We start from the raw sequence: 14,408 nt of genomic DNA on the forward strand, positions 1-14,408 counted from the left end.
CGAACCTTGTCGGTGAAGTCCATCAGCTCGCGGTGGATGCGGTCGCCGATCAGGTTGTCCACCCACCGCGGTGACCACGAGGGCGAGTCGCGCTCGACGACCCGCTCGATGATCGGACCACCGTTGAGCGACCACTGGAAGGCCCTGTCGGCGAGGAGTTGCAGCAGCGCCTCCTGACGGCGCTCCTCCAGCAGCGTGGCCAGCACCCGTCCGATCGGCGGCCCCCACTTGGGTTCGGCGATGCGCTTGACGATCATCCGGTCGAACACGTGCTGCACGTCCTCGTCGCGCAGCATCTCCACCAAAACCCTGAGCGCAGTGGATGTTTCGGCCGCTACCCGCGCGGCGTGCGACGGCTCTGAGAGCCACTTGCCGAGCCTGCCCGCGACCTGGGCTTCGCGCAGCTTGGTCTCCACCACCTCGGGCGACATGAAGTTCTCCCGCACAAATGCGCCGAGGCCCTCGCCGAGTTGGTCCTTCTTGCGCTTGATGATCGCGGTGTGCGGAATCGGAATGCCGAGCGGATGTTTGAACAGCGCGGTGACCGCGAACCAGTCCGCGAGCGCACCGACCATGCCGGCCTCCCCGGCGGCTCCCACGTAGCCGACCCAGGCGTCGGTGAAGCCGGCGGACTGGGCCCACCGGCACGCGAGGAACACCCCGGTGGCGCCGATCAGAAAACTCAACGCCACGACCTTCATCCGCCGCAGTCCCTGCCGGCGCTCGGCATCGGCTTGTGGGTCTGCCCCGGCGAACGACTCCGCCAAAGATGCGGGTTTGGTCTGCGGCCCCGGCGGCAGCGTGGACGGGTCCGTCAGCGCCGTCGGCGGGCGCTGCGGATCGGCCCGGTGCTTGGGTCCCGGAGCGGGTCCCCCATTCAGTCCGACTGCCACGCCCCCCATCATCCGCTATCGAATTGGCTGCTCGGTGAGGACACCGGTCGCCGGACCTGCGCGAGCGCCGGCCCGTTGTCCGAGGTAACAGTTACCGCCATACAGGCACAACGCTGTTGTGTGAGGTCCAGGCGAGAAATACTCGGAATTTAGCCGTACTATCGAGACTAACGAGCGAATAGGACCCCGCGATAGTGGCACAGCAGGTGCCGGCCGGATTGGCAAAAACAGACGGCCGGAAGCGACGATGGCACCAGCACAAGGTGGAACGCCGCAACGAGTTGATCGACGGGACCATCGAAGCGATCCGGCGGCGCGGCCAGTACGTCAGCATGGACGAGATCGCCGGTGAGATCGGCGTCTCCAAGACCGTGCTCTACCGCTACTTCGTCGACAAGAACGACCTGACCACCGCCGTGATGATGCGGTTCGCGCAAATCACGCTGATCCCTAACATGGCCAAGGCGCTGTCCACGAACCTGGACGGCTTCGAGCTGACCCGCGAAGTCATCCGGGTATACGTCGAGACCGTCGCGAACGAACCGGAGCCGTACCGGTTCGTGATGGCCAACAACTCCGCCGGTAAGAACAAGGTCGTCGCGGACTCCGAGCGCATCATCGCCCGCATGCTCGCGGTCATGCTGCGCCGTCGCATGCGACCGGAGGGCATGGATCTCGGCGGTGTGGAACCGTGGGCCTACATGATCGTCGGCGGCGTCCAGCTGGCCACTCACTCCTGGCTGCTGGACCCGAGAATGACCGCCGACGAGCTGATCGACTACCTGACCATGCTGAGTTGGAGCGCGCTGTGCGGGATCGCCGAGGTCGCCGGCTCGTTGGAGAAATTCCGCGGCCAACCGCACCCCTCGCCGATAGTGCCGCCGCTGCACGACTAGCGGACTACGTTGCGAAGAATGAGCAACGCAACGACGCGGTCTCGCCTCAGCTCATGGGCCTACGCCCTGCGCACCACCAATCCGCCGCCGGACGGGCCGGCCGACGCCGTCACCCGGTGGCTCGTCATCACCCGCGCCGCCGTGCTGCCGATGACGTTGTTCGCCGGTCTGGTGGCCGCGCTGCTGGCGGTCGGGCAGCCCGGATTGGATTGGCGCTGGCTCACTCTCGCGATCATCGGAATCTTGTTGGCGCACACAGTCAATAACCTGATGAACGATCTGTTCGACACCCAGACCGGTCTGGACAGCAACACCTATCCGCGCGCGCTCTATGCCCCGCATCCGGTGCTGTCGGGTTTGGTCAGCCGCCGGACCCTGCTGGTCGCGATCGGACTGGTGAACCTGGCCGACCTGGTGATCCTGATCGTGTTGACCTGGGCTCGCGGCTGGCCCGTGATCGCGTTCGCCCTGTCCGGCTTCATCCTCAGCGTCGCCTACACGGCGCCGCCGGTACGGCTGAAGAAGCGTGGCCTCGGTGAACCGGATGTCTTTGTGGTCTGGGGCCCGCTGATGGTCTGCGGCACCTACTACTCGGCGGTCGGCCATGTGGGCTGGAACGTGCTGCTGGCGTCGCTGCCTTACGGGCTGCTCTGCACGACGGTGTTGATGGGCAAGCACATCGACAAGATTCCGTACGACGAGCCGCTGGGCATCCACACGCTGCCGGTGATTTTCGGCGAGGCGCGGGCGCGCGTGGTGACGCTGGCGATGATGGTCGGCTTCTCCCTCCTGGTGGTGGCCGCAGTACTGGCCCAGGCGATGCCGTGGCCGGCCCTGATTGTCGTGCTGGCGCTGCCGCGGCTGGTCAAGGTGTGGCCGTACTTCCGCCGGCCGCCGCCTGACGAGCCGCCGGCGAATTTCCCGGTGTGGCCGCTGTGGTACGCGGCCTTGGCCTGGGTGCACGTGCGCCTAGCAGGCGCCTTGCTGGTGCTGGGCCTGGCGATCGGCGCGTTCGTGCCCGGCCTTCCGGGTCGCTAGCTCTTCACCAGGGTGAACTGGCCGACCTCGGAGACATTGCGCTGGAAGAAGTCGGAACACCCGATCAGGTAGCGCATGTATCGGTCGTAGACCTCCTCAGAGGTCACCGCGATGGCCTGGTCGCGGGCGGCTTCCAGTTCCGTCGACCAAGTGTCGAGGGTCCGGACGTAGTGAGCCGTCATCTTCTGCGTTCGCTCCACCGAAAAACCTGCGTTGGTCGAGTATTCGATGACATCGTCGTCGCTCGGCACCGCGCCGCCCGGGAAGATCTCCGCCGCGATGAACCGCATGAACTTCAGATCGCTCATGGTGATCGGGATGCCCATCTCCGGCCAGCGCTTGAGCGGGTGCCCCATGATCGTCTGCAAGACCATTCGGCCGTCGCTCGGCATGATGCGGTAGCACAGGTCGAAGAAAGCCTTGTAACGCGATTTGGGGAACGCCTCGAAAGCTTCGATGCTGACGATGCGGTCGACGGGCTCGTCGAACTCCTCCCACCCGCGCAGCAGCACCCGCCGCGAGCGATCGGTGTCGACCGAATCGAGAATCTCCTGGCCCAAAGCGCGCTGGTTCTTGCTCAACGTCAGCCCGACCACGTTCACGTCGTACTTTTCGATCGCGCGCTTCATCACCGACGCCCAACCGCAGCCGACGTCGAGCAGCGTCATGCCGGACTTCAGGTCGAGCTTGCCGAGTGCGAGATCGATCTTGGCGATCTGCGCTTCTTCCAGCGTCATGTCGTCGCGCTCGTAGTACGCACAGCTGTACGTGCGCGTCGGGTCTTGGAACAGGCCGAAGAATTCGTTGGAGGTGTCGTAATGGGCCTGGACGTCCTCATATGCGGGCCGCAATTTCGACGAGCCCTCCGACCCGCTGTCCGTCATCTGAGATTGGCCTTTCAAAGTGACCCGTCTTCGGGTCGCTAGGTTCGTATGCTGCGAACGATCTGTATAACGCACTTTGCTCAATTCGGCTACGCGGGCGACTTCTCGCAGGTGAATTGCACGACGTCGGTGTAGCCCTCGCGGAACAGGTCGGCACAACCGGTCAAGTATTTCAGGAAGCGCTCGTAGATTTCCTCGGACGTGACCGCGATGGCCTCGTCCTTCTTCGCTTCCAGATTGCTGGCCCAGGTATCCAGGGTGCGGGCGTAATGCGGACGCAGCGGCTGCTTCTTGGTCACCGTGTACCCCGCCTTGGTCGCACTGTCTTCGACCTGCGCGGCCAGCGGCAGACGACCACCGGGATAGATCTCGTCCATGATGAATTTGATGAACCGCACCCGCGACATCGTCAAGGGCAACTGCCGCTCTTTGATCTCCTCATCGCTAGGAATGATAATCGTGTGCAGCATCATCACGCCGTCGTCGGGCATCAAATTGAGCGTCTTTTTGAAGTAGTCGTCGTATTTGTTGAAGCCGAAGTGTTCGAACGCACCAATTGACACCACCCGGTCGATCGGCTCGTCGAAGTCCTCCCACGGCTGGAGCCGGACTTCCATGTTGCGTTTGGTGTCGATGTTCGGGAACCGATTCTGCTCGATGTGCTGCTTCTGGTTCTCCGAGAGCGTCAGGCCGATGACGTTGACGTCGTACTTCTCGACCGCGCGCTGGATGGTGGAGCCCCAACCGCAGCCGATGTCGAGCAGCGTCATGCCGGGCTGCAACCCCAGCTTGCCCAGCGACAGGTCGACCTTTGCCAACTGTGCCTGCTCGAGCGTGTAGTCGTCCTTCTCGAAGTAGGCGCAGCTATAAGTTTGTGACGGGTCCTGCCACAGCCGGAAAAAGTCGTTGGAGATGTCGTAGTGGAACTGGACTTCCTTCTTGTCCGAGCCGCGAGTTTGCGAGGCGGACTTGGACAACCACTTGGATTGGGCACTTGCCGTTGCGTTAGAGGTATCTGACACCGTTAGTCCTGAATCGGAATGAGTTATCGAAAGGGACTGCGCCAGTCTGCTCGACGCAGGGGTTGAGATTACGCCCCACCCCGAGGAGCAAGAGTAACCGCTTGCGCAAGTCTAATGCCGCGACCTCAGTTTCTCCCGAAGGCCAACGCGACGTTATAGCCCCCGAAGGCGAACGAGTTGCTCACCGCGTACCGGTAGTCGCCCGGTCGTGGCTCACCGCTCACGACGTCCAGGTCCACTTCCGGATCCAGATTTCGCAGGTTCAGCGTCGGCGGAATGACGCCGTCCCGCAGCGCCAGCACGGTCAGTATCGCCTCCACCGCTCCGACCGCGCCGAACGAGTGGCCGAGCGCCGCCTTGGGGGCGTAGACCGCCGGCGCGTGCGCGCCCAACGCCCGGTGGATTGCGTTCGCTTCTGCGCGGTCGCCGGAAACGGTGCCGGTGGCGTGGGCGTTGACGTGGTCGATGTCGCCCGCGGTGAGACCGGCAAGCTGGATCGCCTGCGTCATCGCGCGGCCGGCCTGCTCACCGCTGGGATCGGCCAGCACTGGCTGGTAGCCGTCTGAGGTTAGGCCGGCGCCCATGAGTCGGCCAATGATGTTGGCGCCGCGGGCTTTTGCATGCTCCTCGGTTTCGATGGTCATCATCGCGGCCGCCTCGCCGAACACAAAACCGTCACGATCCTTGTCGAACGGGCGGCACGCGCCGGCCGGATCCTCGTTGTTGGTCGACAACAGATCCTGTTGGGCGAACGCGGCTATGGGGACTGCCTCGATCTTGGTTTCGACACCGCCGCAGATCGCCATGTCAGCTTCACCGAGCACGATGTTGCGCCACGCCAGCGCGATTGCCTGGGCGCCGGAGGCACAGGCGGACACCGGCGTGAATATCCCCGCTTTCGCGCCGCGTTCCAGCCCGACCGCCGCGGCGGCCGCGTTGGGCATGGCCTGCTGCACACCCAACGGGGAAATCGCTCGGATACCTCGTACCCGGATGTCGTCGCTGACCCGGACGAACTCCTCGGTCGAACCCATCCCGGTGCCGATGGATACCAGCAGCCGGTCCGTGTCCACTTCGGGCGCGCCGGCGTCGGCCCATACTCGGCGACCGATCACGGTCGAGATTTTCTGCAGGTACAGAAATCGGCGCAGCTCGACCCTCGTCAGCAGCTCGTCGAAATCCTCCAGCAGATGCCCACCGATGCGGACCGGCATCGCGAACTCATCGATGAATTCATCGTCGAGCCGGCGGATCCCACTCTGGCCGTCCAGCAACCCCTTCCAGGTGGCCTGAACATCGGTGGCGAGCGCGGTCGTCATCGCCGCACCGGTGACGACGACGCTGGTCAACCCGCTTCCAGTCGCTAACTCCGCCATAGCGTTCATAGCGTCGCCGGTCCTTAACTCGCTGTTTTGCCAACGAACCCAGTCGCCGTCACCGGGATACACCCAGGGTAAACCTGGCCGGAACGGCGTACTAGTCGACAAACTCAGGCGGCGGAACCTCAGTAGGTGTAGAAACCTTTGCCGGACTTCTTGCCGAGCTGACCGGCCTCGACCATGCGTTGCAGCAGTGGCGGCGGGGCGTAGTGCGCGTCCTTGAGCTCGTCGTACATCGCGTCTGCGATCAACTTCATGGTGTCCAGACCGATCAGGTCGGAAAGCCGCAACGGGCCCATCGGATGCGACAGCCCGGCGACGATGGCGGTGTCGACGTCTTCCACCGCAGCGACACCCGACTCGACCATGCGGATGGCCGACAGCAGGTAGGGCACCAGCAGCGCGTTGACGACGAAGCCGGAACGGTCGCCGCAGCGCACCACCTTCTTGCCGAGCACGTCGCCGGCGAAGTGTTCAACGCGCGCCACGGCCTCGTCGGCGGTGACCAGCGTGCTGATCAACTCGACGAGTGGTAGCACCGGAACCGGATTGAAGAAGTGCAGACCGAGCACGCGGCCCGGATTCTTGGTCGCTGCAGCGATTTTCATGATCGGGATGCTCGAGGTGTTGGACGCGAGCACGGCGTCGGGGTCGGTGATGACCTCGTCGAGTTCAGCGAAGACCTTCGCCTTGACGGCCTCGTTCTCGACGATCGCCTCGATGGTCAGTTGACGATCGGCCAGCTCGGACAGCTTGGTGGTGTAGCGCAGCCGCGCCAGCGTCGCGTCGCGCTCGTCGGCGGGCAGCTTGCCCTTGCTGACGGCCCGCTCCAGCGAGGCCTCGATCCTGGCCTTGCCCGCGGCGGCAAGCTCCTCGGTGGGCTCGAAGACCACCACGTCGGCGCCGGCCTTTGCCGATACCTCGGCGATACCCGCGCCCATCTGCCCGGCGCCGACCACGCCGACGCGTTCAATCGCGTTGCTCACTGTCGAAGGTGTCCTCTCGATATGCGTCAGGCCCCGCCCAGGGTTTCCGGGCGGGGCCTGCGCTGTCAAGCCGATTGCTTTTGGCTACGGCCTGGGCTTAGTGGAACTGTCCCTCTTCGGTCGAGCCCGCGAGCGCGGTGGTCGACGACGTCGGGTCCACAGTGGTCGCGATCCGGTCGAAGTAACCGGCGCCGACCTCGCGCTGGTGCTTGGTCGCGGTGTAGCCCCGCTCCTCAGCGGCGAACTCGCGCTCCTGCAGCTCGACGTAGGCGCTCATCTGGTTGCGGGCGTAGCCGTAGGCCAGATCGAACATCGAGTAGTTCAGGGCGTGGAAGCCGGCCAGAGTGATGAACTGGAACTTGAAGCCCATCGCGCCGAGCTCCTTCTGGAACCGAGCGATGGTCGAGTCGTCCAGGTGCTTGCGCCAGTTGAACGACGGCGAGCAGTTGTAGGCCAGCAGCTGGTCGGGGAACTCGCTCTTGACGCCCTCGGCGAACTTACGGGCCAGGTCGAGGTCCGGGGTGCCGGTCTCCATCCAGATCAGGTCGGAGTACGGCGCGTAGGCCTTGGCGCGGGCGATGCACGGCTCGAGGCCGTTCTTCACCCGGTAGAAGCCTTCGGCGGTGCGCTCACCGGTGACGAACGGACGGTCGCGCTCGTCGACGTCGGAGGTGATCAGCGTGGCGGCCTCGGCGTCGGTGCGAGCGATGACGACGGTCGGCACGTCAGCCACGTCGGCCGCCAGGCGGGCCGAGGTCAGGGTGCGGATGTGCTGCTGGGTCGGGATCAGCACCTTGCCACCCAGGTGGCCACACTTCTTCTCCGAGGCCAGCTGGTCCTCCCAGTGCGAACCCGCGACACCAGCCGCGATCATCGCTTTCTGCAGCTCGTAAACGTTGAGCGCGCCGCCGAAGCCGGCCTCACCGTCGGCGACGATCGGGGCCAGCCAGTTCTCGATGGAGGTGTCGCCCTCGACCTTGGCGATCTGGTCGGCGCGCAGCAGTGCGTTGTTGATCCGGCGGACCACCTGCGGCACCGAGTTGGCCGGGTAGAGGCTCTGGTCGGGGTAGGTGTGGCCGGACAGGTTGGCGTCACCGGCGACCTGCCAACCCGACAGGTAGATGGCCTTGAGGCCGGCACGAACCTGCTGGACGGCCATGTTGCCGGTCAGTGCCCCGAGCGCGTTGACGAACTCGAGGTCGTGCAGCTGGCTCCACAGCACCTCGGCGCCACGGCGGGCCAGAGTGGACTCCTCGACGACCGAACCCTGCAGCGCCACCACGTCGGCGGGGGTGTAGGTGCGGGTGATGCCCTTCCAGCGCGGGTTGGTGTCCCAGTCCTTCTGGATCTGCTCGGGGGTCTTTGGCGTGCCAACGCTCGACATAGCACTGCTCCTCAAAAGTTGGTGATCTGAGGACCCTGAATTTCCAGGCTTGCTAAGGCCCCCAGCATCGTTGCTGATTTGCTAACACGAAGATGGCACAGGTCAGCAGCGCTGGTCCACCCATTTTCATGCCAATTTTGGCTAGGGATACGGCGCATTTTGCAAAGTTTGCGAAGATGCTTGTGAACTGAACCGGTTCAGTTTCTACCAGCCGGTAACTTAAATCCCCAGGTCAGGACCGGCGTTTGCATAACGCCCGTACGGTTAAAGCGGGAAGATCGCCGCGAGTGCTTTGGTCTCGTCGCCCACTGCGTATGTGAGCGTTCTAACAGTGCGATCGGCCAGGTTTTCACCGAACCGATCGGTCGAGCCGGGCGGGTAGACGTGCGAGATGATCTCCAACTTGTCGCCCAGTGCCACCGCGGCATCGTGCTCGATGGTCACCCGCAGCGGCGCCTTCAGCAGCTCCGGGTACGACGCGAGGTAGTCCTCGACAACGCTCCAGTAGACGGAGTTGTTCATGTGGTCGAAGAAGTCGATGTCGGTGAATCGAACGGGAAACTCGTGGATCTCCGCGGCGTCCTCGCGACTGCCGGCCTTCAGGTATGCCTTCCACCGCAGCCGGTCGACGTCGGTGGTCTTGCGCAGGCCTTCGAGAAAGTCGTCGGCGATGCGTGCCGGCGTCTGGGTGTCCCGGTTGAAGTTGATCCAAAACGCCTCGGACTCCAGCAAACCGCCCTTGCGGCCGTCGATGCGGACCCGCATGTCGCACCACCGGTTCGACGTACCGGAACACCACCGCCGCATTCGCAACATGTCGCCGAACTCGATGGGACGGATCAGGTCGATCATCGTCCGACGCACAATCCAGAGCGGATGAGTTTCCTCGAACCCCATCTCGCGCAACTGATCCTGGCCGATGTCCACGATGTGGCGAGCTGCGGCATCGAAGCGAAGCCGGCCTTCGCGGTCGATATCGGCGACACGTAATGGCCATTCCAGGTCGAAGACGTCGGGATGCCCGTCGAGCACCGGCATCATCACTTTGTCCAGGCTCACGGCTTTACTCCCCGCTGCTTCTCATGCTCGGCCTTCGGTCTTCGCGACACGACATAACTACGTGGCCGCTAGCCGGCCTAGCTTAGGTGCCCCCAAGCCAGAATGATGCCAAACGACCTTGCTGCGGCGCCAATCCTCGAGGCTGTGCAAATTTTGCTAACCCAGCCTTCGCAACGCGGTACGCTGGTCCGATGGCCAAGACATTCGTTGGCTCGCGCGTCCGGCAGCTGCGCGGCGAGCGCGGATTCAGCCAGGCGGCGCTAGCCCAGATGCTCGACATCTCGCCCAGCTATCTCAACCAGATCGAGCACGACGTGCGGCCGCTGACGGTCGCGGTGCTGCTGCGAATCACCGAGGTGTTCGGCGTCGACGCGACGTTCTTCGCCTCGCAGGACGACACCCGGCTACTTGCCGAGTTACGCGAGGTCACCCTCGACCACGACCTCGGTGTCGAGGTAGACCAGTCCGAGCTGGCCGATGTCGTGAGCTCACACCCGGCGTTGGCGCGGGCTCTGGTCAACCTGCACCGGCGGTATCGGCTCACCACCACACAGCTGGCGGCCGCCACCGAGGACCGCTTCTCCGACGGGAGCGGCAGCGGGTCGATCACGATGCCGCACGAAGAGGTGCGCGACTACTTCTACGAGCGGCAGAACTACCTGCACGAGCTGGACACGGCAGCCGAGGAGCTCACCGTGCGGATGCGCATGCACCGCGCCGATCTGGTTCGCGACCTGTCTGACCGGTTGACGTCGGTGCACGATGTCCGCATCAAGCGAATCGATCTGGGCGACAACGTCCTTCACCGCTTCGACCCGGAGACGCGGACGCTGGAAATCGGCGGACACCTGCCCTCAGGGCAGTACGCGTTCAAGCTCGCCGCGGAGTTGGCCTACCTGGAGTACGGGGCGCTCATCGACAGTCTGGTCGCTGAGGGCAGCTTCACCAGCGACGAGTCCCGCAAGCTGGCCCGGCTCGGGCTGGCCAACTACTTCGCCGCCGCGACTGTGCTGCCGTATCGGCAGTTCCACGAAATCGCCGAGAACTTCCGGTACGACGTCGAGCGGCTGTCGGCGTTCTACGCGGTGAGCTACGAGACCATCGCCCACCGGCTGTCCACCTTGCAGCGGCCGTCGATGCGCGGCGTGCCCCTGTCGTTCGTCCGCGTCGACCGCGCCGGCAACATGTCGAAACGCCAGTCCGCCACCGGTTTTCATTTCTCGTCGGCAGGCGGCACCTGCCCGCTGTGGAATGTCTACGAGACGTTCGCCAACCCGGGAAAGATCTTGGTGCAGATCGCGCAGATGCCGGATGGACGCAAGTACATGTGGGTGGCCCGCACCATCGAACGGCGCGCATCACGCTTTGGTCAGCCCGGTAAAACCTTCGCGATCGGGCTGGGCTGCGAACTCCGGCACGCCCACCGGCTCGTCTACTCGGAAGGACTGGACTTGTCGGGCGACATCGCCACACCGATCGGCGCGGGCTGCCGGGTCTGCGAGCGGGACAACTGCCCGCAGCGGGCGTTCCCCGCGCTGGGCCGCGCACTCGATCTCGACGAGCACCGCAGCACCGTGTCGCCCTATCTGGTGAAGCACGCATGACCGGCCAGGTCGGTCGTATTCCACCCGGGCGCTTCCGCGAACTGGGCCCGATCAACTGGGTGGTCGCAAAGCTGGGCGCCCGCACGATTCGCGCACCGGAGATGCACCTGTTCACGACGCTGGGTCAGCGCCGGTTGCTGTTCTGGGCATTCGCGTTCTACGGCGCCCGGCTGCTGCGCGGCCGGCTACCACAGGTCGATACCGAGTTGGTGATCCTGCGGGTCGCGCACTTGCGCGGCTCCGAGTACGAGTTGCAGCACCATCGCTGGATAGGTCGTCGTCGCGGGCTCGACGACCAGACCCAGGAGTTGATCTTCGCCTGGCCGAACACGTCCGCGAACGCCGGCGGGCTCACCGATCGCCAGCGGGCGCTGCTGCGTGCCACCGACGAATTCATCCTCAACCGCACAATCGGCGAGGAGGCGTACCAGCAGCTGTCCCAACACCTCGATCGACGTCAGCTGATCGAATTCTGTTTGCTGGCAGGGCAATACGACGGTCTGGCCGCAACGATGTCGGCCTTACAGATTCCGCTGGACCACCCGGGCCATCACAGGTAGGTGTCGGCCAGCACCAACAGTGTCAGCAGGACCGGCAGTACCGGCAACCCGAACGCGAACGCCGCCAGGGTTAAATTTCCCCGCGCCCGCACCCGCCGTGCCCACAGCGCCGCGCCCAGCGCAAAAACCGCCGACACCGCCAGCACGATCGGACCCCACACACCCGCCGTCGTCAGGAAGTCCCCGATCGAGAAAGCGATCAGCCACAGCACGTAACCGGCCAGCACACCGCCGAGCGCGGCCCAAACCGATTCCGCTCGCACTGCTCTAGGCCTGGCCATCGGCGTCAGAAGTTGATCATGTGGCCGGTCAGACCGTGGAAGCATTCCTGCAGTGCCTCCGACATCGTCGGGTGGGTATGGACGTTGCGCGCCAATTCGTTTGCGGTCAGGTCCCACTTCTGCGCCAACGTCAGCTCGGGCAGCAACTCGGCCACGTCGTGACCGACCAGGTGCCCGCCCAGCAGTTCGAGGTGCTTGGCATCAGCGACCAGCTTCACGAAGCCACTCGGGTCGCCGACACCGTGCGCTTTCGCGTTGGCGGTGAACGGAAACTTGGCCACCACGACGTCATAGCCCTCGTCGCGGGCCTGCTGCTCGGTGAGCCCGAAGCTGGCGACGTTGGGCTGGCAGAACGTCGCGCGCGGCAGCATGCGGTAGTCGCCGAGAGCCAAAGTCTCTGCGCCGGCGATGGTTTCGGCTGCCACCACGCCCTGCGCCTCGGCGACGTGGGCCAATTGCAGCAACCCGGTGACATCGCCGATGGCGTAGATGTGGTCGACGTTGGTCAGCATGTAGTCAGTGACCCCGATCGCCTTGCGATCGGTCAGCGCGACGCCGGCGGCCTCGAGACCGAAGCCGTCGACGTTGGGCGCAAAACCGATGGCCTGCAAGACTTTCGCGGCCTTGAGCTCCTCGGTCTTGCCGTCTTTGCTGACGGTCACCGTGACGACCGAGCCGTCGTCGGCGATCGACTCGACCTTGGTGCCGGTGAGGATCTTGACGCCGAGCTTCTTGAACTGCTTCTCGATTTCCCTGGAGGCATCGACGTCTTCGTTGGGCAGCGCGCGCGGCAGGAACTCGACGATGGTCACGTCGACGCCGTAGTTCTTCAGCACATAGCCGAACTCGATGCCGATCGCCCCGGCGCCGGCGATGATGATCGACTCAGGCAGCTCGCGGGACAGGATCAGTTCTTCATACGTGACAACGTTTTTCGACAATGAGGTACCGGGGACCAGACGGGTGCTGCTGCCGGTGGCGATGATGATGTTGTCGAAGGTGACGTTTTCCGTGCCGCCCTCGTTGAGCTCGACGGCCAGCGTGTGGGCATCGGTGAACCTGCCGTAGCCGTGGATCTCGGTGATCTTGTTCTTCTTCATCAAGAAGTGCACGCCGGCCACCCGGCCGTCGGCCACCTTGCGGCTCCTGTCGAAGGCCACGCCGTAGTCGAAGGTCACCTCGCCGCCGATGCCGAAGGTCGCGGCTTCCTTGTTGAAGATGTGCGCGAGTTCGGCATTGCGCAGCAGCGCCTTCGACGGGATGCAGCCGACGTTGAGGCAGACTCCGCCCCAGTACTTCGGTTCGACGACGGCGGTATTGAGTCCCAGCTGCGCGGCGCGGATGGCCGCGACGTATCCACCGGGTCCGGCTCCGAGGACGACAACGTCATAGTGGGTCACGGCACCTACCCTAATGGCCTGACTCCGGGCATCAGGTGGCCAGCCATTCATCGATCTTGTCATCGAAGCGCTCGGCGACATGCAGGCTGCGCCCGGGCGCATCACTGAGCCAGCCGCGGGCGATGAACACGCTGGTGATGGCGGCAGGAAGCGCCCCGGCCAGGTGAATGCGACGGTCGGTCCAGTCCACGCAGGAGCGGGCGAACACCCGCCGACTGGCCCGCAGAGCGGCCAGGTCGATATCCAGCCGTTCGACCAGATGTTGCCCGCGGTCGGTGAGCTCGTGGTCGCGGTCGTCGAGGTGCCGGATGGCTCCGACGGCCAGCAGTCGGTCGCGCAGTTGCACGCCGCGGCGGCCGGCCAGGTGGTCGTAACAGGTGCGGGCCTCCGACAGCGCGCACGCGGCCTGCTGATCCTCAACGGACACCGGGGCCGGCGGCGCAATCTCGGCGATGGCCTCCAACACGGTGGCCACTTCCGGGTCGGCGATCTCGTGGTAGCGGTGCCGGCCCTGGGCGCGGACCCGGATCAAGCCGGCTTCGGTCAGGCGGCGCAGATGCACCGAAGCGGTGCCGGGCTGCACGCCGGCTCGGCGCGCCAGTTCCCCGGCCGGCAGCGCGCGCCCGCCGGCTAGCGCGGCCAGCATCGCCGAGCGCGCGGGATCCTCGATCAAGGTGGCGATTGGGGTGAGGTTGCGATCAGCCTGCGGCCCGTAGGCCGCGGATCGGCGCCTGTCGCTCACCCGGCCAGCCTTGCACAGCCCTCGTTCGGGTGCTCAGTACGGCAGGACGCCCGCTGCGCAATGTCGTTGGCTGTGTTGGCAGTAGAACTTGCCGTAGACGGGGGCTGCTCCGATGACAGACGCGCACACCGCCGAGATCATCGCGATGGCCAGCGCCGACACCAGCGGCCGGTCGGCCACCATCGCCAGTATCAGACCCGCGACGGTGCTCACCACGACGTAGGCCAGGACGACGAAAACAACCTCGGTCTTATGCCGGGAGGCGTCATGGCTCCACCAA

The 14,408-nt window shown here is 64.9% G+C and carries 14 protein-coding genes and 1 pseudogene; 4 read left to right on the forward strand and 11 right to left on the reverse strand.

The features are described from left to right. Positions 1 to 818 (reverse strand): DUF445 domain-containing protein (locus tag VN856_RS23200; protein ID WP_325693520.1); only part of this gene is annotated, 818 nt, incomplete at its 3' end. A gap of 269 nt (positions 819 to 1,087) precedes the next feature. Here VN856_RS23200 and VN856_RS23205 point away from each other — a divergent pair. Then, a complete protein-coding gene (locus VN856_RS23205; RefSeq protein WP_325693487.1) occupies positions 1,088 to 1,789 on the forward strand; it encodes a TetR/AcrR family transcriptional regulator in 702 nt (233 codons plus the stop codon). Positions 1,790 to 1,807: 18 nt separating this feature from the next. Beyond that, positions 1,808 to 2,827: a prenyltransferase gene (locus VN856_RS23210; RefSeq protein ID WP_325693490.1), complete on the forward strand. Its 1,020-nt coding sequence runs from the start codon at positions 1,808 to 1,810 to the stop codon at positions 2,825 to 2,827. Here VN856_RS23210 and VN856_RS23215 read toward each other — a convergent pair. The 6 genes from VN856_RS23215 to VN856_RS23240 form a co-directional block, all read right to left on the reverse strand. Beyond that, a complete protein-coding gene (locus VN856_RS23215; protein ID WP_325693491.1) occupies positions 2,824 to 3,711 on the reverse strand; it encodes a cyclopropane mycolic acid synthase family methyltransferase in 888 nt (295 codons plus the stop codon). The two genes, VN856_RS23210 and VN856_RS23215, sit on opposite strands and share 4 nt — an antisense overlap. 89 nt (positions 3,712 to 3,800) lie before the next feature. Next, positions 3,801 to 4,733: a cyclopropane mycolic acid synthase family methyltransferase gene (locus VN856_RS23220; RefSeq protein ID WP_325693494.1), complete on the reverse strand. Its 933-nt coding sequence runs from the start codon at positions 4,731 to 4,733 to the stop codon at positions 3,801 to 3,803. A gap of 125 nt (positions 4,734 to 4,858) precedes the next feature. Further along, a complete protein-coding gene (locus tag VN856_RS23225; RefSeq protein ID WP_325693496.1) occupies positions 4,859 to 6,109 on the reverse strand; it encodes a KasA/KasB family beta-ketoacyl-ACP synthase in 1,251 nt (416 codons plus the stop codon). Positions 6,110 to 6,237: 128 nt separating this feature from the next. Continuing rightward, positions 6,238 to 7,098, reverse strand: coding sequence for a 3-hydroxybutyryl-CoA dehydrogenase (locus tag VN856_RS23230; RefSeq protein WP_325693498.1), 861 nt, complete (start codon positions 7,096 to 7,098; stop codon positions 6,238 to 6,240). A 97-nt stretch (positions 7,099 to 7,195) separates the two neighbouring features. Then, positions 7,196 to 8,482: an isocitrate lyase gene (gene aceA / locus VN856_RS23235; protein ID WP_325693501.1), complete on the reverse strand. Its 1,287-nt coding sequence runs from the start codon at positions 8,480 to 8,482 to the stop codon at positions 7,196 to 7,198. A gap of 264 nt (positions 8,483 to 8,746) precedes the next feature. Then, entirely contained in the window at positions 8,747 to 9,541 is a 795-nt protein-coding gene (locus VN856_RS23240; RefSeq protein ID WP_325693503.1) for an acyl-[acyl-carrier-protein] thioesterase, read from the reverse strand. Positions 9,542 to 9,732: 191 nt separating this feature from the next. On the opposite strand from VN856_RS23240, the gene ramB reads away from it, so the two are divergent. Then, on the forward strand, positions 9,733 to 11,145 hold the full coding sequence (gene ramB / locus VN856_RS23245) for an acetate metabolism transcriptional regulator RamB (RefSeq protein ID WP_325693506.1): 1,413 nt from the start codon (positions 9,733 to 9,735) through the stop codon (positions 11,143 to 11,145). Continuing rightward, entirely contained in the window at positions 11,142 to 11,705 is a 564-nt protein-coding gene (locus VN856_RS23250) for a carboxymuconolactone decarboxylase family protein (RefSeq protein ID WP_325693508.1), read from the forward strand. Before ramB ends, VN856_RS23250 begins: the two co-directional genes overlap by 4 nt. Here the strand turns inward: VN856_RS23250 and VN856_RS23255 are convergent. The 4 genes and pseudogenes from VN856_RS23255 to VN856_RS23270 form a co-directional block, all read right to left on the reverse strand. Then, a complete protein-coding gene (locus tag VN856_RS23255; RefSeq protein WP_325693511.1) occupies positions 11,696 to 11,968 on the reverse strand; it encodes a hypothetical protein in 273 nt (90 codons plus the stop codon). The genes VN856_RS23250 and VN856_RS23255 overlap by 10 nt on opposite strands. Positions 11,969 to 11,991: 23 nt before the next feature. Further along, positions 11,992 to 13,386 (reverse strand): dihydrolipoyl dehydrogenase, encoded by a 1,395-nt coding sequence (gene lpdA, locus VN856_RS23260; protein ID WP_325693514.1) that lies wholly within the window; start codon positions 13,384 to 13,386, stop codon positions 11,992 to 11,994. Positions 13,387 to 13,417: 31 nt separating this feature from the next. After that, on the reverse strand, positions 13,418 to 14,128 hold the full coding sequence (locus VN856_RS23265) for a winged helix-turn-helix domain-containing protein (protein ID WP_325693517.1): 711 nt from the start codon (positions 14,126 to 14,128) through the stop codon (positions 13,418 to 13,420). Positions 14,129 to 14,161: 33 nt separating this feature from the next. Next, positions 14,162 to 14,408, reverse strand: a pseudogene (locus VN856_RS23270) (hypothetical protein); the annotation flags it as partial.

The organism is Mycobacterium sp. (assembly GCF_035603715.1).
In the GTDB taxonomy this organism is placed as follows: Bacteria; Actinomycetota; Actinomycetes; order Mycobacteriales; family Mycobacteriaceae; genus Mycobacterium.

Bases quoted from the DNA above. Each gene is read 5' to 3' on its own strand.
- VN856_RS23210 (WP_325693490.1), top strand. From the start codon at position 1,808: ATGAGCAACGCAACGACGCGGTCTCGCCTCAGCTCATGGGCCTACGCC.
- VN856_RS23225 (WP_325693496.1), bottom strand. From the start codon at position 6,109: ATGGCGGAGTTAGCGACTGGAAGCGGGTTGACCAGCGTCGTCGTCACC.
- VN856_RS23250 (WP_325693508.1), top strand. From the start codon at position 11,142: ATGACCGGCCAGGTCGGTCGTATTCCACCCGGGCGCTTCCGCGAACTG.
- VN856_RS23215 (WP_325693491.1), bottom strand. From the start codon at position 3,711: ATGACGGACAGCGGGTCGGAGGGCTCGTCGAAATTGCGGCCCGCATAT.
- ramB (WP_325693506.1), top strand. From the start codon at position 9,733: ATGGCCAAGACATTCGTTGGCTCGCGCGTCCGGCAGCTGCGCGGCGAG.
- aceA (WP_325693501.1), bottom strand. From the start codon at position 8,482: ATGTCGAGCGTTGGCACGCCAAAGACCCCCGAGCAGATCCAGAAGGAC.